The organism is Bdellovibrio sp., assembly GCF_047637665.1.
Lineage (GTDB): Bacteria > Bdellovibrionota > Bdellovibrionia > Bdellovibrionales > Bdellovibrionaceae > Bdellovibrio.
Window position 1 is genome coordinate 147,494 of the sequence record NZ_JBLJBT010000019.1, and the last position, 17,063, is coordinate 164,556.

A 17,063-nucleotide genomic window follows, 5' to 3' on the forward strand; every position below is an offset into this window, starting at 1 on the left:
TTTATAAGGCTCCGTATTTTTTCAGCTTAATGTAAGCCTTTTTGTAATATTCCCCATCCGGAACATCGAGCTCCAGAATTTTTCTCCATTTATCTTTGGCTCCGGACTTGGACTCCCCACCGTCGACGTTTCCAAAGCTTTCTTCAAGAATTCCCTCTTGATAGATAGACATCATTTGTTTACGTAACTCAACGGTGTACCGCTCAATCCGCTCGGGAAGATCCGGGTTGGTCGGATCCATGGCGCGAGCTTTTCTAAGAGCCATGATCGCTCCCTTCAGATTCTGAGACTGGTAATACTTTTCGGCTTCGCTTTGGAGTGTTGCTGTCTTCGAGTTCATCATCTGACGAATCGATGCAATATTTCTTTGCGACTGACTTTTGAAACCATTGGGATCCGGAAGCTTGGATTCCATCACTTTTTCATAAGCGGCAATAGCATCCAGAGGTTTTCCCGATTTATGCACTTGTTGGGCACGATCATACAGCGCACGAAGTTTTGCGACCTGTGATTGATAAACAGCTCTTTCCGCATCCTTGGCTTCACGTTGGGCGTTGATATGCTCGACCTGGGCTTTCAACTCCAAGATCCGCGGATGTTCGGGATTGAACTGAAGGACCGGGCTCAAACACTCTTCCAAATCAGCCACGGTGATCGAGGGATTGATCTTCTTTTGGCATTCGGTCGCCTGCTTTTGAATCTTTTCTTCCGTCTCTATTTTTGCCTTTTCAATTTCTTCCTGACGACGTTGCTGCTCTTGAATGAAAATGGCCTCTTTAGAAAGACGTTCGATCTCTTTAATGTCTTCGTAATCAGGAACTACTTCCTGAATCTTCACAATCTCGTCCTGGGCAAGCTGATACTTGCCTTGCATATAAAGATTTTTAGCATCTTTGTAGCGTTGTCGAACCAGGGCCTGCTGTTCAGGTTTCAATTTTAAAAATGCCTCTTGCGGAGAACCCGGACCCACGAGAGCTCCTGGATTCGGAGGAGGGAGCTCATTATTACTGCCACTAAAGAAGTAAGCGAGCGCCAAAAGCACCACCGCCCCGACAATAATTTTAGGTCGATTCTTTTGAAAATCGAATTTTTTGGCTTCTGTAGGAAGAGGGCCCCCCGGCATCGGGACTGTTCCTACAGCCGGGTACTGCATCTGTGGCTGATAGGGCATTGGCGCCATACCGCCTTGATAAGGCATCAACTCATGGGAGGGTTGTTGCTGGTACTCCATTGGCAAGGCCTCTGAGCCCATCGGCACCAAAGGATTAGGAGGCTGGACATTCACCAACTCCAAACGACTTTGAAAACTTGAATCGTGCAATTCAAAATAGAGATAATTGGTGAGCACACTGATAGCGTCACCACTTTTAATGGGGGTCGGTTCGGAGGCTGAAATCGGAGTTCCGTTCAGCAAAGTTCCATTCACACTGCCCAAATCAATAATAACAAATTGAGAACCTGCACGACGAATTTCAAATTGACGTCGACTGACTCTTTGATCGCGAATTTGAATATGACAAGAAGAGTCTCTCCCCGCCACCCAAGAATCGCCCGCATCCAGACGAAGCATCTCTTGAGTTTCATTCTGAGTATCAACAATTTTTATATAGGGCGTGGTGGGCGACGCACCGATAACGGTTTTCTCTTCGCTTCCATCAAACCCCTCTGACGAGTCCGCTCCCGCAACAGCCGGAAGATGAGGTGACTCTTCAGAGGTTTGTGGCATCGAAGCCTCTGCCGAAGTATTCAGGAAGTCAAACTCATAGGGAGGAATGGCAAACTGACTGCCGTGATCTAAGGTGAACTGCTGAACCTGTTCTCCATTATAAACGACCTCTCCATAGCGAGAGATCACTTCCACATTCCATGCCCCATTTGCAAAGTACACTTTAAAATGTTCGCGGGAAATCCCTTTTTCAGGCTGCAAGACGATATCACTATCCTCTTTGCGACCCGCAATATAGGTACGATCCTCTGACAAGGTGAGATCGTAAACAGGTTTTCCTCTTAAGCGAACTCTGAGGCGGGCCATTAGAATCTACCCTCCAAATTCAAAGTACACTCTTCATAAAACTGTTTTGCTTCTTTATAACTTGGATCGTCTTTGCGGTGTTGTAGCATGGTCATCACATTGGAGTAGTTCGACTGACACATTCTCCAATTCTTTTTCTCTCTGTAGCGGTTGCCTTGAATCATGTTGAATTTTACAAGCTCATCAAATTTAATCTTTGATAAATGAAAGTACCTCTTTGCCAGCTCGTTGTCAGGATCTAAATTCAAAACCACCTGAAAAGCTTCACGAGCTCGCGCATACTGTCCCTGTTGGAAGTCACGGAAGCCTTTAATGAAGTTTTCTTGTGCCCGACGATATTGAATTGAGTCGTATTTCTCTTTTTTGATGGTCAAAAGTTCCTGTGAACGTTTTTCCGCATCCGCCACGTCTTGCATGGAAATAACCGAAGTTCGAATCGCATTTGGATCCTTCGCATTTTTCTTATTCGAAGGAGAAAATAAAAACCATCCCCCCAAAACAAGAATTCCAATGATTCCATAAAATCTCGCCTTCGGATTTTGCAAAAGGCCGCCGGAAGGCCCGACTGCTCCTCCCATCGTTGCAGAAGGTCCCTGAGAAAGTGGCGGCTGGTATCCTCCATAAGCTCCCGCCATTGGCTGAGCCGGAGGCATTGATGGAGGAGGCATCGTCGGCATCGGACGAGGCTGTTGGAAAGCAGGCGGCTGAGCGGGTGGCGTAAACGCCGGTGTCGGCGCTGATGCTGGAGTCGATACCGGAATGGATGGAGTAAATCCCCCCAGCGGATTTGCTGCCGGAGTTGGCGCTGTCACCGCTGCAGGCAACTCCACGTGGAAACGAATTTCTGAGTCACCAATTTGAATCACCGATTCATTCGTAAGAAGTTCGGACTGAACACTTTGGCCATTGACCAAAATATAATTCTTCTGACTCAAATTGACGATCACAAACTCCGCACTGCCGCGCAGTTTGATTTCAGCATGTTGACGGCTGACACGAGGATCACTGGACAACACAATGTCGTTCTCAGGACCACGCCCGATCGAAACAGAGGACTTCGAGAAACTCATTTTAAGTCCTTGATGAGGACCTTTTACGATCTCGATAGCAAATTTGGCAGAGTCTTTCACTTGCGGGGCAGCACTCATTAAGATCCTCCCTCGGCAGGTGAAACTGTTATGACAAAATAGTCGATATGCTGTCCGTCGGACGACATCGCCTGACAGCTCAAGATACAAAGATGTCCACTGAACTCAAGCTGATCCGTATGAATCATACGCGAGTTATCCCGTGCTTTGACCAAAAGTCCTTCAATATTTTGCTGCAAAGCCACGTCTGGAATGGCCTTGAAGAGCTGCCCGTGCAACTGCCCCACATCCGCTCGCGCCACCTGAGTAAATGCCGGATTGCAGGCGATAATACGTCCCTCGCCTGAAATCGTAATACACGGAAAGCCAATGATCTGAACCAAGTTTTCAGCTTCACCGTCTTTATTCACAAAGCCCGCAGCCCCCGGTGCTCCACTATCTCCGTCACCATGAATATAGCGGCTCAGCAAGCTATTGATATTGCCAATAAGAGCCTGCAGCGGTGGGAACATAAAGTTCACCTCCGTGTTGTCTTTCTTTTCTCTCATCGCGGCGTCGAGCTGCTTATTCAGAATCACCAAAGGGTATTCAATCAGCTTGTACATAAAGAAATAGATCAACAAACCAATCAAAGACGCGATCACCAAAGTTTGCATAAACAAACTGATCGCGCGCCCATCATCAAATGCCAAACTGCCAATATCATAAAGCACAATCGCGTGAGCTTTCACGGATTGCTCCCCCGTATTCGGGTCAAACAGACCAATGGGAAAGCTTGCGCCGATCGTGGAAGAGTCCACTTCAACAGCCTGAGGACGCATTTCCCGACGAGCCCCATGCACAAACGGCAAATCCGGCGTTGTTCCCGCTCGCGAAGCCGGCGCTAAGATCATCCCGTCGGACTGTTGAACAATTAAAACTTGTTTCACACCGTCTTCCGCTTCGGCGGCGTTCGTACTTAAAGATGAATAGCTATTTTGCAAAAGGGCCGCTTGATTGATCGTCGCCACGGTTCGCGCAATGGAAGCCGCTCGTCGTTTACTTTCGTTGATAATACTGGCTCTGGTAATGGCCACCATCGGAATCATCGACAGCAAGGTTGTTGAGAAAATGAAAAGAACCACAAAACCCAAAAGCACCATCTTCAGTTCAACGAACTGAGGAAGTTTATAAACTCCCGGCAAAGCCACACGATCCAAATAATCGTGAGCTTTATCTAGCAAACCTTTAAGACCACCCTGCTGAAACGCGGGCGCATGCGCCGGCGCAGCACCTGGCATACCCGCCGCCATGGGCTGAGGCATCCCATGAGGCATCCCCCCCATCGGCATCTGTTGCGGTGGCATTTGCGGAGCAGCTCCTCCGTAATATGGCATCGGAGCAGGGACTCCGGTTCCGGTATGCTGCCGTGGCACTTGCGCCCTCATGTCGGGAGCGGGAATAACATCCACGAGAATATCATGGACGCCCAGCTTGTCGCCTAAGCGCATAATTCCGTTCTGAATACGAATTCCATTGAGATACGTCCCATTGCTGGAGCGCAAATCCGTGATCACAATTTTGTCTTTATAAACCGCAATCTCCGTATGTTCTTTGGAAACTCCCGGACTGACCAGCTTGATATCACATTGCGGAGCTCGTCCAATCAGGTTTTTCCCCATCTTCAGCTCTATCATTTGTCCGGCCTGAGGGCCGGTTAAAACCCTAAGCGCCCACATAAAGCTGATCTCCCACATTGATTTTAATTTTATTCACTGAACCCGAGGCCATCTCAATCACTGAGCTTGCCCCCCACACTGGCGGAATCAAACGCCAAGGACGCACATCCTGATAGATGGCCTTGACCTGCAAATTTTTATCTACAAATACGCAATCGATCGAAAACTTCATAAAGAAAGTATGAATACTGTTACAACGATGAATCCACAAAGCCTCTTCCGTTGGCAAAAATGAACGGCCCAAAAGCCCCTTGCCTCGGGACCAAAAAGTTCGAGCCACTTCTAACTGTGGAATCAACATTTGGTTTGTCGTTTTGTTCATCAACGCTGCCATCATTCTTTACTTCCCGTACATAAACGAAACTGCGACCGGTCCAAAAACTATGAGGAACACCGCAGGTAAAATAAATATCATCAAAGGAATCAAGATCGCCTGTGAGGCCCGCGCACCGGCTTTTTCCGCGCGCACAAAACGCTCAAGACGCATTTGCACCGATTGATCCTTCAGCACTTGCGCGATACTCGCCCCGGTTGTTTCCGCGTCGACCAAGACCGCCACAAAACTTGTGATCTCATTCATATCCAGGCGAGCCGCCATGTCCTTTAAAGCCTGCGTCTTCGATGCACCGATTTTAATATCTTTAAGAACTGTTCCGAACTCGTCCGCCAAAACGCTTTCGCCGCCTTGGGCTTTATCCACGATCTTTTGAATCGCCGAGAAAAAGTCCAACCCCGCTTCCACGGATAAAGCCAAAAGATCGATAAAAAACGGCAGGTCCGAACGCACAGACAGCTCGCGACGTTTTTTCTCTCCTTTAGCGTGAATTTGCGGAAGATAAAAGCCGATCAGGCCCATTCCCAGAACCATCACAGGCGAAAGACCCAACTGCAATGAGAAGTTCATGATCAACAAAAAGATCGGGAACATCACTCCCCATAAAAGTTGTAATCCGATAAATTCATCTTCATTCAACTCAGCCGACAGGCCCGAGGTGAGAATGTACTTTTTGACTCTTTTGCGATACCCCTCACTACGTATCTTCATGGCGTGTTGCAAAGTGAATTGATGCACTAGCGGGCGCGAAAAATTGATAACGGCATTTTTTGATTTCACAGGCTCATCGTTATTAGCCCAAGAAAGTTGTTGTTTGTCCGTATTGCTAGCAAAGATGGAGCTGACAAAAAGGAACACCGCCACTCCCGCGAGCAGCAGACCTAGAATGAGCATTAATTCTGCACTTCCCATTTTTGCCTCTTTGTGTTCAAGTATCCTCATGACACCACTTGTTCTGGCATCCGAGTCCCCACGCCGTCGCGAGCTTCTCAAAGAAGCCGGTTTTAACTTTGACGTGGTTCCAGTTAAAGTATCGGAAATTCCTAACAAAAACCTGAATGTAAACGCTCAGATTTTAGATATCGCCCAACGCAAAGCCCGCGCCGCCTTTGACCAACTTAAGTCTAGCAGAAAGGGCCCCTTTCGTGTTCTTTCCGCAGATACGGAGGTCATCTTTGGTGGGGGCCCCCTGGGAAAACCCCAAAATCGCGAGGATGCCTATCGAATTCTACGACTCTTGTCTGGAAATTTTCATGAAGTGAAGACTGCTGTCTGCATCATCGACAGCACCACCCACAAAGAGGTGTCTCAGGTTGAGACGACCCAGATCCACTTTAAAAAATTAAGTGATGAGGAAATCTGGACCTACATAGACACGGGTGAACCCATGGACAAGGCCGGAGCCTATGGCATCCAAGGTTTAGGGCGCCAGTTTGTCGATCGCTTCGAGGGTCCCTATGACAATGTCGTGGGTCTGCCCATCGCCGTGGTCCGCCAGCTCTTAGCGGAACTGCCCTAGCTCTTGAAAATTCTACTGTCCATTTTGTTGTCACTCGCGAACCTTTAGGTATTCGCGACAAATCTCAGGTAAAGTGCCTTCGTTTGAAGAACCCCCGGAGGTTTCCCAGTGAAAAGTTCTTTGCTCGCAGCCGTTTCTATTTTTAGTTTCATTTCAACGCTCTCGTATGCCCAGAATGAGGATGCATCTCAGCTTCCCACCGAGCAAGAACTCATCGAAAGACAAACAGAATTCGGTGCCCGTCGTGTGCGTGAAAATATGAACCAATGGGGCCTTTTTGATATCTTTAAACCACGCAACCAGTGCAAATACGCCATTCAAGTCCCCGATTCCGTCACTCGGGGCACCATCGCTTTGACTTTTGATGACGGACCGAACGCTGTAACAACACCGAAGATTCTTGATGTCCTCAAGGCGCATAATGCCAAGGCGACGTTCTTTGTCTTAGGTGGAAAAATAAAGGGCCACGAAGCTCTGCTGCAACGAATTTTGGATGAAGGTCACCATCTTGGAAATCACTCTTACAGTCATCCCAACTTTCACGATCTCAGCTCTGCCAAAACCGAAAGCGAAGTCGAAAGCACGGATAAATTACTTCGTCAGTTCAACGTCCCTACTTTCTTCCGCTATCCCTATGGCAATTCCACTTGCAATGCCAACGATCTGATCAGCTCTTTGGGATATCACATTGTCGGCTGGGACATCGACACTTGTGATTGGGCCTACGCGGACGGTAAAGTGAGTGATAAAGAAAATCAGACTTGCATGGCCCCTGAAAGTTTGCGGAATGATTATGCGGGATATGTCCTGCGCGAGGTACAAAAGACCCAAGGAGGTGTTCTGCTTATGCATGACATCCATCAAAACACGGCCGATAGCTTGGATCGCCTTTTGACTTTGTTGGAGGACGCGAATTACCGCTTCGTCTCTCTTGATGATTTAAATATCTTCCCGCGTCTTAACAAAAAATAGGTTTTTCATGGACCTAAAAACAATTGTTCAAAATTGTGCTCCCGCTCAGGTTTTGGCTGTTTCCAAATTGCAGCCTGAACACAAAATCCGTGAGCTCTATCAAGAAGGCCAACGACTTTTTGGGGAAAACTACGTCCAAGAAGCCCTTGAGAAGTTAGAACATCTCCAAGACCTTTCGGATATCCAATGGCATCTCATCGGTCACCTTCAAAAAAATAAAGCGAAATTTGTTGTGGGCCGTTTCGCGCTCATTCACTCCGTCGACTCTATTGATTTGGCCGAAGCCCTCAGCCGCCATTGTGGTCTCAAGGGTGTTGAGCAGAACATCCTTATTCAAGTGAACTTAGCAGCAGAAGAAAGCAAAGGCGGTTTCGATAAAGACGGCCTTCTCAAAGCTTGGCCTCAATTGACGAAGCTCCCCCATCTTCATATTTTGGGATTAATGACCATGCCGCCATTAACCGAAGAAGGGCACGAGGTGCGTCTGTACTTTAGGGAACTCCGCGAACTGCGCGACACACTTCGCTCCGATGTAGACGTGGCCCTTCACCCACTGACTGAGCTGTCAATGGGCACGAGCCATGATTTCAAAGTTGCGATCGAAGAAGGCGCAACCATTGTGCGTCTTGGGACTATTTTATTTGGCGAACGCCCTGTCAAAAGGTAGGATATTCTTAGGCGCAGAAAACGACAACAAACCCGAACTGTGTCCTGGAGTAACATGAACCCATTGTTGAAAACGCAGAAAATCGGATTTTTGGGTGCCGGGAATATGGCGCAAGCCATGATCAAAGGCCTTCTTGAAGGAGGCATTCCCTCAAAAAATATCTTCGCCACCAATCGCTCCCAAGGAAAACTACAAAAGCTTGCCGAAACCTTTTCGATCCGCCCCCTTTCCAGTAACGAAGAGTTGATCGATACCTGCGACATCATTATTTTGGCAGTCAAACCTCAAGACCTCCTCACAGCCTTAGAGCCCGTGACCCGAGCTTTTGACGAAAATAAAATCGTCATCAGCGTCGCCGCCGGAATTCGCATGGAAAAGTTAGAGCGCTTTATCCAAGGCGCGCGCCTGGCTCGCGTAATGCCCAACACCCCCTCGTTGATTGGTCGCGGAGTCATAGGCTACCTTCTGAACGATGACGATGATGGCGCCCTCGAAAGCACCGTGGAAGATCTTTTTGCCCCTCTTGGACGAGTTATCAAGGTGAGCGATGAAGATCAGTTCGAAGCTTTGATGGTTTCTTGCTCTAGCGGCACCGGTTTTGTTTTTGAAATGATGATGTACTGGCAAGACTGGATCGAAGAACACGGTTTTTCTTCTGAAGAGGCTCGCCTCATGACCATTGAAACCTTTGTCGGCGCCTCCCTGCTGGCGGCCCAGGCTCGCGAGGGCGTTGAGGACCTTCAAGCGCGAGTCAGCTCCAAAAAAGGTGTCACCGCAGCTGGACTTCAGTCCATGAGAGAACTGGAAATCGAGCGGGCGCTTCGTATTAGCTTTGAAAAAGCGGCGATGAGAAACAAAGAAATGGCCCGGGAAATCAAATAGGCTTGCGCTGACACAGACTCGGCCTTTATCCTTATAAAGACGGTTGTCTTATTGTTTGATTCAAAATTGTTCAAGGAGGAACAAATGAGAATTACTCCTATCGATATTGCTCACAAGTCTTTTGGTAAAAAGATGATGGGTCTCGATGCTGATGAGGTTATGGATTTCCTCCAGCAGATTGCATCTCAAATGGAATCATTGATCCAAGAAAGAAACGCACTTAAAGAAGGCATTCGCGAAAAAGAATTGTCTTTAATGGAATACAAAGAACGCGATCAGGTTCTTAAAGAAACCATCGCGACAGCAACCCAAATGGCAGACCGCCTTCGTCAAGATGCGGAAAGAGAAGCCAAGCTGATCATTGCCGATGCTCAACAAAAAGCCGAGATTATCACACGTGATTCTCGCGATTCTTTGAAAAAGATGTATCAAGAAGTCAGTGATCTGAAACGCGCACGCATGCAGTTTGAGGCGAACCTCAAAGCCCTGGCTCAAGCTCACTTGTCTTTGCTAGAGCAAGGTGAAAAATACATGCCGCAAATGCAACTTCCGGCTCACAATATCGTTGGTGGAACGAATCCCGCGGCGGCACGCTCTGCCAACGTTTCTCCTCTTTCCGCTGAGTAGTCTAAGTTGAGACTTACACGATGATGGAATCAATAAAAGGTGGAGTTCGGCTCCACCTTTTTATTCAGCCCAAGTCCTCGAAAAACGAAGTGATCGGCCCTCACAACGGCGAACTCAAAATTAAAATCACCGCGCCTCCCATTGATGGCCGAGCCAATGAAGGCCTGATCGAATTTCTTTCAGATCATTTTGATATTCCCAAAAGAAACGTCATCCTGGTCAAAGGAGATACGGGACGACATAAAACTGTCGATCTTCTAGGCGTTGATGAAGAGCGCGCGAAAGAACTTCTTAAGTTAAAATAAAAACGCCACCTTTTTAGCGGCGGCGTTTTTTCTTCTTATCTGATTTAAGCTCAATCTGGAATTCTGTTTCATCGAGTTGCTGCTGAAGCTGTTTTTCATTCACTTGAGGTTTCACCGTTGGACGCGGCTTAAAGAGATCCTGATCGACTCCATCATCAATACTTTCTTTAAACTGCTTCACCTTCTTATCAGAACTTAGCTCAGAGTCGTACATATTCGAACGATAGTTCGGAACGGGAGAATCCACAGGCGCCACATAAGGCTCTTCGGAATACCCTTCGGTCATGTCAAAGCTGTAGCGAATGAATCCACCGACATGATATCCTGCCGCCGCATTCGTTCCAGTCAAAGTCATTCCGGCATTCGCCTGAAGACTCCACTTGGGATGCAAAGCCCAGGTTGCATAGACTTGGGTATCCACTAAAGACGGATTGGCTGAATAAAACTTCATAGAGCCGGCATTCACACTATTTATGTACGCCGTGCGAATCACAGAGTCCTTGTTGTTCGTATCGTCAGAAATACTCTGATACCCAAACAGTTCGGCCCCCCAACGGTGGCGATTCATCTTAAACTGAGCCCCCACTCCCCACGGCATCAGGAAAGAACGCCCATCACCGCGATAATTGAAGCCCAACCAACCGTACCCTCGCCAGACTCCAAAGTCCTTTTGTGCAATCAAACGCGAGCGAACCTCAAAGACCCCTTCCGAATTCAAAACCGTGTCAGAAGTTGGATCCACTTTTTCAAAGGGCATCAAAGCCACAATCTCAGGAACGAGCTGAAAACCTTCGGAGTACATCAAAAAGTCAAACCCCACTGCCACCTCATTGAACGAACTGTTTGAACGCGTGGCCAGTGAGTTCTTACTTTCAGCACTTCCAACATTTCCCCAGCCAAAGACCGACCAGTTTTTTTGGGGCATATACCGAGTTCCAAAATTCATATCCAAAAGTTGGTAGTGATTCCCACTAGATAGATTTTGACTCCCCCCGCCTGAAGAAGTGTAGTTGGCCTCAGAGTAGAAAAACTGAGCCCCGGCTTCGAAGTCCCAGCGATCTCGATGGAACTCTTTATAGTTGTCTAAGGCCAAAACAGGCACCGAGAAGAGCAAAAGGCCCGCAATGGTGAACGTCAAACGCTGAAGATTATTTGCCATTTTCATAACTTCCTAATATTAACAACCCTATGACGTCGACATCAAATAAATCACAACTGGCCATCATCTTTTTCACCGTTTTCCTTTATTTAGTAGGCTTTGGTGTGGTCATCCCAGTCATACCCATCTTAAGTCGCAACTTCGGAGCCACCGCTCTTGAAACCGGGCTTCTGCTTTCGGTGTACTCCCTGATGCAGTTTCTGTTTTCTCCTTTTTGGGGCCGTCTCAGTGATCGTTTGGGACGCCGACCGATCCTGCTGTTTTGTCTCTTCGGAGAAGGTCTGTCTTACATCCTCTTTGCTTGGGCGCGCAGCCTTGAGTGGCTCTTTATCGCGCGGTTGTTGGCGGGCTTTTTCGGAGCCAGCCTTTCCACGGCTTCCGCTTACATCTCCGACATTACTCCTAAACATGAACGCTCCAAAGGAATGGCGTTGATCGGGGCCGCATTTGGACTGGGTTTCGTTGTCGGTCCTGCGTTAGGCGGAGCCCTGGCCGTGTGGGGGCATAAGATCAATCCAGCTCCTCATTTCGACACCTCCTTTTCCGCTTATTGGGTTTCAGCCCTGTGTTTTGCAAACTTCCTTTTCGGAATCAAATTCCTCACAGAGTCTCTGGGAGAAAAAAGCGAATCCGCAGAAAAGAAAAAAAGATTTTCTGTGATGTGGCACTATTTGAATCAAAAAACCGTCGGCCCACTCATGACCGTCTTTCTCTTGTCATCGCTGGCCATGTCCTCAATGGAAGCCACCTTGATTCTTTTTATGGGTGAAAAGTATCAGTGGGATGTTAAACAGGTCAGCTTTGGTTTTGCGTATATCGGAGTTATCATTGTCTTCACTCAAGGATTCTTAGTTCGTCGCCTTTTGCCAAAGTGGGGAGAGCGCAAAGTTCTTCGCCTGGGACTTATTCTTTTGGCCTTGGGACTGACGGGAATTGCCATCGCCGGCAACATCCCCGCGATGGCCGTTACAATGACACTTCTATCTTTGGGAAATGGCCTCACGAATCCCTCAACCCTCGGCAGCATCAGTCTTTTAACAGATGCTAAAGAGCAAGGCGTCGCCATGGGAGTGACGCAAAGTATGGCCTCACTGGGAAGAATTCTGGGTCCCGCCCTCGGTGGAGCCCTGTATGGATCCGTTGCCATCACGGCTCCTTTTTGGGCATCAGGAATTTTAGCTTTCTTAGGTCTTGCGATCATCCTCGTTATTTACAAACTAATCCCTGAACATGGGCGCGTAGGATAAATATGAATTTCAACAATATTGGTTACTTCCAGTTCAACAATCTTTTGCAAAGTCGTGTTCCACTAGTGTTAGTGGTTCTCGATGAAATCGACCTCAAGCCCTGGTACAACAGTCTTATTCATATGCATCTTGAGAACGTCAGCATCTTTTGTGATTCAACTCGTGCGGTGGAGTTGGTGAATGAAAAAAAACTCCCTCCCCATTTTGCGATTATCATCTTAGACATGCATGGACAAAACAGTCCGAAGGTTACCGAAGACTTAGAGAAAGCCGGTTATCTCAATGTCTATTATGTTAAAAATGGATTTATCGGGATTTCTGAAGAACGACAGAATTCAAAAAACGTCTAACAACAAAATTCCAAAATGCTTGGCTATGGTTAAAGTTTGGAACATACTAAGGTACTTTCAAAACTTAAACTTTAAACAAGGATGTACCCATGAAGAAGTTTTTGATCGCATCGTTAGCTATGACAGCCATGGCTGCTTCTGCACACGCAGGCTCTTTGAGCTTGGATATGCGTGCGGACTACAATTCAACAACATACAAAGACACTCCGACTGGAAAAGACTCTACAAAGTTTTATTTCAAAACCGGTCGTCTTGATTACCAAGGAAAAGCAACTGAAGATCTTTCTTTCCGTGCTCGCCTTGCCTTCAATAAAGATGGCGCTTCCAAAGATCCAGACAAAACTCAGACTGCTGTTGAGTACGCTTTCTTGACTCACAAAATGTCTGACATGTTCTCTTTGAGTGCTGGTAAATTCAATACTGAATTCGGCGGCTTTGAAGGTGCAACAAGTGGTGCAGACCTTTACCTGACTTCTCAGTTCTATAATACAACTGGAAAGTCTGCGACTCTTCTTGGAACAGCAAACCTTCTCTACATGACTGGTGTAAAAGGAACTATCTCTTACGAAGGTCAACAATTCCATCTTTTGGCAACCAACGAGCCTGACACTAAAGCCGGCGATGTTGCGACTCAAAACTCGTCTATGTACGGAGCTGTTTGGAGAGGCGCTTTCATGGAGAAGGCTTTGAACTTCAACGTGAGCTACCACACTTTGGCGGGTGCGACGAAAGACGACAAACACCAGTTCACTGCAGTGGGTGTAATGTGGAATTCCAGCCCCATGATGGTTTCTGTTGATTACTTGATGGGCGAACACAAAACAGATGCCACAGGTTTCAAAGATTCTATGAACTCCATCGTAGGAAAAATTGCTTACACTGGTTTTGAGCAATGGACTCCACGCCTTGAAGTTGTTTCTTCAGAAGAAAAGATCGGTGGAACTACTGATCTTACAAACAAGTACATGGGTTACGGCGTTGTTGCTGAATACAAACCCATCAAAGACACGAACTTCCGCTATCACGTTGCTTACAACAACATCACATCAGATCTTGATGGTGTGACTGATAAAGCAATCAAAGACGAAGTCGTTGTTGGCGCTCGTTTGATGGCTGATTTCTTGAAATAATAAAGGTTCATAAGAAGAACTTTTGCGAAAGGGAGGCACCAGCCTCCCTTTTTTTGTTTGTCGCAAAGCTCTAAGGTTTCTAGGCGCTGCCTCCAACAAATAACCCGCCCAAGGACCAGTGGCTGAGACACAGGGACGAGTCTGGCAAGGCACCAAAACACCATTTCAACTCGTCGCATCCCAAAAAATAAGACTCTCCTTCGCTCTGTCTGGCTCCCCCAGGAAAATCTCTTGGTTTGGCCTACCTTAAAACACTTGTTTTTGTTACCCTCTAAAGGTTAAAAACCTAGGGATTTTATGCCCTTAAAACCTGTCGAGGTCTTTGCAATGTCAGAACAGTTATCAGATCGTTACAATCCTGCGGAAGTTGAAACCCGCACCTATCAGTGGTGGGAAAGTTCAGGATACTTCAAAGCTCAGGATCAATCGACGAAACCTCCTTTCTCAATCATTTTACCACCACCGAACGTCACTGGCTTTTTGCACATGGGGCATGCCTTGGATCACACGATTCAAGATATGCTCATCCGTTGGAAAAGAATGAACGGCTTCAACACCATGTGGTTGCCGGGAACGGACCATGCGGGTATCGCCACTCAGTCTGTTGTTGAAAGAGAACTTAAAAAAGAGGGTGTCACTCGTCATGATTTAGGACGGGAAAAGTTTGTTTCCAAAGTGTGGGATTGGAAACATCAATACGGAGATCGTATTTACTCTCAAATGCGCCGCCTGGGTGATTCTTGCGATTGGGATCGTGCGGTCTTTACTTTAGATGACGGCGTTTCCAAAGCGGTTCGTAAAGTTTTCGTTTCTCTTCACAAAAAAGGTCTGATCTATCGTGGACAAAGACTGGTGAACTGGTCCGGTCCTCTTGAGACCGCGATTTCTGACTTAGAAGTAGAGCACAAACAAATCAAAGGGTCTCTTTACCACATCAACTATCCCCTTGAAGATGGTTCAGGATTTTTGACAGTGGCCACCACTCGCCCAGAGACAATGCTGGGAGACACCGCTTTGTGCGTTCATCCCGAAGACGAGCGTTACAAACATTTGATCGGAAAAAATGCGATCATCCCCTTGATCAATAGAAAAATTAAAATTATCGCCGACACCTACGTCGATAAAGCCTTTGGCTCGGGCGTTGTGAAAATCACTCCCGCCCATGATTTCAACGATTACAAAATCGGAAAAAGTCATCATCTTGAATTCATCAATATTCTGACAAAAAAGGCCGAGCTCAATGAAAATGCGGGGCCTTACAAAGGACTGAAAGTTCAGGAAGCGCGCAAAAGAATCCTCGAAGATTTGAAGGCAGAAAACCTTTTAGTCAAAGAAGAGCCTCATGTTCACTCGGTCGGACACTGCTCCCGTTCCGGCGCCGTGGTAGAGCCTTTCTTGTCTGAGCAGTGGTTTGTGAAGATGGAACAGTTAGCCGTTCCCGCCAAGCGCGTGGTCGAAAGTGGAACCATCCGCTTTGAGCCCGAGTCGTGGACCAAAGTTTACTTGCATTGGCTTAACAACATCGAAGACTGGTGTATTTCCCGCCAATTGTGGTGGGGACACCGTATTCCGGTATGGTATTGCTCGGACTGCCATCATCACACGGTAAGCGAAACCGATGTAACCGCTTGTGAAAAGTGTGGCAGCTCCAAACTGACTCAAGATGAAGACGTTCTAGACACATGGTTCAGTTCTGCTCTTTGGCCTTTTTCAACAATGGGTTGGCCCAATGAAACTGAGACCCTCAAGACATTCTATCCAACCAACTACTTAGTCACAGGGCATGACATCATCTTCTTCTGGGTTGCTCGTATGATCATGATGGGCCTTGAGTTCAAGAGGGATGTTCCGTTCCGCACGGTTTACATCCATGGACTTGTCCGCGACTCTCAAGGTCGCAAGATGTCTAAGTCTTTAGGAAACTCCGTAGACCCCGTTGAGATGATTGAAAAGTATGGTGCGGATGCCTTGCGTTTCACTTTCGCAGCTCACTTGTACTCTGGAAAAGACTTCAAATTCAGTGAACAACGTCTTGAGGGCTATCGCAACTTCATGAATAAGATCTGGAATGCGGCGCGCTTTGCGCTTTCTAACTTGTCCGACTTCCAGGCTCCCGCAGAAGGTGTTAAAGCCCTACCAAACAAGTCTGAGATCAGCGTTTTTGACCAATGGATTATTACCAAACTTTCTGAAGTGACCAAAGAAGTGGAAGAGGCGATGGAGGCAGAGAAGTTCTCTGATGCCGCCAATGCTCTTTATCACTTTATTTGGAACCAATTCTGCGACTGGTACATTGAGTTTACAAAACCAATCATGAATGGCGCCAACGCCGAAGAGAAAAAGGCCACGCAGCTGGTGATAGCCCAGGTTCTTAACCGCATCACACGCCTGCTACATCCTTTTGCTCCCTTCATCTCTGAGGAAATCTATCAAAAGCTTCCTATTCGAGGAGCGGCTTGTATCGTAGATCAATTCCCGAACACACGAAATGATCGTGACTTCTTAAGCCTGGGCTCAGCCCAAGCGGCTTTGGAAATCGACATCGTGAAAGAAGTGATCACCGCCATCCGAAATATTCGTGGTGAAAATCGCATTAGCCCCGCGACCAAAATCAATGTGCGCTTGGGCGTGACCAATGATCAGGTTCAAAAGATCTTGGGCAACAACCGCACCGCGATTCTAACTATGGGACGCGTGGAGAATCTTGAGATCGGCGATGAGGGCAACTTGATGAAGTGTGCTGTCGCCCCCGTCGTGGTGAAAGAGACCAGCGTGAAAGTGATCATCCCTCTTGAAGGTCTTGTGGACTTCGATGAGGAAGTGAAGCGTATCAATAAGCTGATTGAAAAACTTCAAAAAGACATCACCATGCTGACAAGCAAACTCTCTAACGAGAAGTTTATTGCCAATGCGGATGAGGACGTTGTCGCCGCTGATAAAGCTTTGCTGGCGCAATCGAAGATTCAATTAGAGTCTTTGCGAGACGCCTTGACTCGTTTCGTTTAATTCATACCGAATCCGCTCGAATATTCT

The 17,063-nt window shown here is 47.2% G+C and carries 16 protein-coding genes; 10 read left to right on the forward strand and 6 right to left on the reverse strand.

All coding sequences use genetic code 11. The annotated features are described in order from the left end of the window. Position 1: 1 nt before the first annotated feature. The 5 genes from ACM64D_RS06175 to ACM64D_RS06195 are packed head-to-tail and all read right to left on the reverse strand — an operon-like array spanning position 2 to position 6,084. Entirely contained in the window at positions 2 to 2,032 is a 2,031-nt protein-coding gene (locus ACM64D_RS06175) for an FHA domain-containing protein (RefSeq protein ID WP_415062321.1), read from the reverse strand. Continuing rightward, on the reverse strand, positions 2,032 to 3,180 hold the full coding sequence (locus ACM64D_RS06180; protein ID WP_415062322.1) for an FHA domain-containing protein: 1,149 nt from the start codon (positions 3,178 to 3,180) through the stop codon (positions 2,032 to 2,034). Before ACM64D_RS06180 ends, ACM64D_RS06175 begins: the two co-directional genes overlap by 1 nt. Beyond that, a complete protein-coding gene (locus ACM64D_RS06185) occupies positions 3,180 to 4,838 on the reverse strand; it encodes an FHA domain-containing protein (RefSeq protein WP_415062323.1) in 1,659 nt (552 codons plus the stop codon). Before ACM64D_RS06185 ends, ACM64D_RS06180 begins: the two co-directional genes overlap by 1 nt. After that, complete coding sequence (locus tag ACM64D_RS06190; RefSeq protein WP_415062324.1) at positions 4,825 to 5,175, reverse strand: DUF192 domain-containing protein; 351 nt, start codon at positions 5,173 to 5,175, stop codon at positions 4,825 to 4,827. The genes ACM64D_RS06185 and ACM64D_RS06190 overlap by 14 nt, the downstream gene beginning before the upstream one ends. Positions 5,176 to 5,178: 3 nt before the next feature. Then, positions 5,179 to 6,084 (reverse strand): type II secretion system F family protein, encoded by a 906-nt coding sequence (locus tag ACM64D_RS06195; protein WP_415062325.1) that lies wholly within the window; start codon positions 6,082 to 6,084, stop codon positions 5,179 to 5,181. 28 nt (positions 6,085 to 6,112) lie between these two features. On the opposite strand from ACM64D_RS06195, the gene ACM64D_RS06200 reads away from it, so the two are divergent. From ACM64D_RS06200 to ACM64D_RS06225, 6 genes are all read left to right on the forward strand, one after another. Next, entirely contained in the window at positions 6,113 to 6,691 is a 579-nt protein-coding gene (locus tag ACM64D_RS06200) for a Maf family protein (RefSeq protein ID WP_415062326.1), read from the forward strand. A 108-nt stretch (positions 6,692 to 6,799) separates the two neighbouring features. Continuing rightward, complete coding sequence (locus ACM64D_RS06205) at positions 6,800 to 7,663, forward strand: polysaccharide deacetylase family protein (protein WP_415062327.1); 864 nt, start codon at positions 6,800 to 6,802, stop codon at positions 7,661 to 7,663. Positions 7,664 to 7,670: 7 nt separating this feature from the next. Next, complete coding sequence (locus ACM64D_RS06210; RefSeq protein ID WP_415062328.1) at positions 7,671 to 8,330, forward strand: YggS family pyridoxal phosphate-dependent enzyme; 660 nt, start codon at positions 7,671 to 7,673, stop codon at positions 8,328 to 8,330. 54 nt (positions 8,331 to 8,384) lie between these two features. Next, positions 8,385 to 9,212, forward strand: a complete 828-nt coding sequence (locus ACM64D_RS06215) for a pyrroline-5-carboxylate reductase family protein (protein ID WP_415062329.1) — start codon at positions 8,385 to 8,387, stop codon at positions 9,210 to 9,212. A gap of 84 nt (positions 9,213 to 9,296) precedes the next feature. After that, positions 9,297 to 9,839 (forward strand): DivIVA domain-containing protein, encoded by a 543-nt coding sequence (locus tag ACM64D_RS06220; RefSeq protein WP_415062330.1) that lies wholly within the window; start codon positions 9,297 to 9,299, stop codon positions 9,837 to 9,839. Positions 9,840 to 9,859: 20 nt separating this feature from the next. After that, a complete protein-coding gene (locus ACM64D_RS06225) occupies positions 9,860 to 10,144 on the forward strand; it encodes a DUF167 domain-containing protein (protein WP_415062331.1) in 285 nt (94 codons plus the stop codon). Between the two features lie 13 nt (positions 10,145 to 10,157). Here ACM64D_RS06225 and ACM64D_RS06230 read toward each other — a convergent pair whose 3' ends face one another. Then, entirely contained in the window at positions 10,158 to 11,303 is a 1,146-nt protein-coding gene (locus ACM64D_RS06230; protein WP_415062332.1) for a hypothetical protein, read from the reverse strand. 29 nt (positions 11,304 to 11,332) lie between these two features. Here ACM64D_RS06230 and ACM64D_RS06235 point away from each other — a divergent pair, with 29 nt between their 5' ends. From ACM64D_RS06235 to ACM64D_RS06250, 4 genes are all read left to right on the forward strand, one after another. After that, entirely contained in the window at positions 11,333 to 12,550 is a 1,218-nt protein-coding gene (locus ACM64D_RS06235) for an MFS transporter (protein WP_415062333.1), read from the forward strand. Positions 12,551 to 12,552: 2 nt separating this feature from the next. Next, on the forward strand, positions 12,553 to 12,900 hold the full coding sequence (locus ACM64D_RS06240) for a rhodanese-like domain-containing protein (RefSeq protein WP_415062334.1): 348 nt from the start codon (positions 12,553 to 12,555) through the stop codon (positions 12,898 to 12,900). An 89-nt stretch (positions 12,901 to 12,989) separates the two neighbouring features. Next, positions 12,990 to 14,030, forward strand: coding sequence for a porin (locus ACM64D_RS06245; RefSeq protein ID WP_415062335.1), 1,041 nt, complete (start codon positions 12,990 to 12,992; stop codon positions 14,028 to 14,030). A 327-nt stretch (positions 14,031 to 14,357) separates the two neighbouring features. Next, entirely contained in the window at positions 14,358 to 17,036 is a 2,679-nt protein-coding gene (locus ACM64D_RS06250; protein WP_415062336.1) for a valine--tRNA ligase, read from the forward strand. Positions 17,037 to 17,063 lie beyond the last annotated feature (27 nt).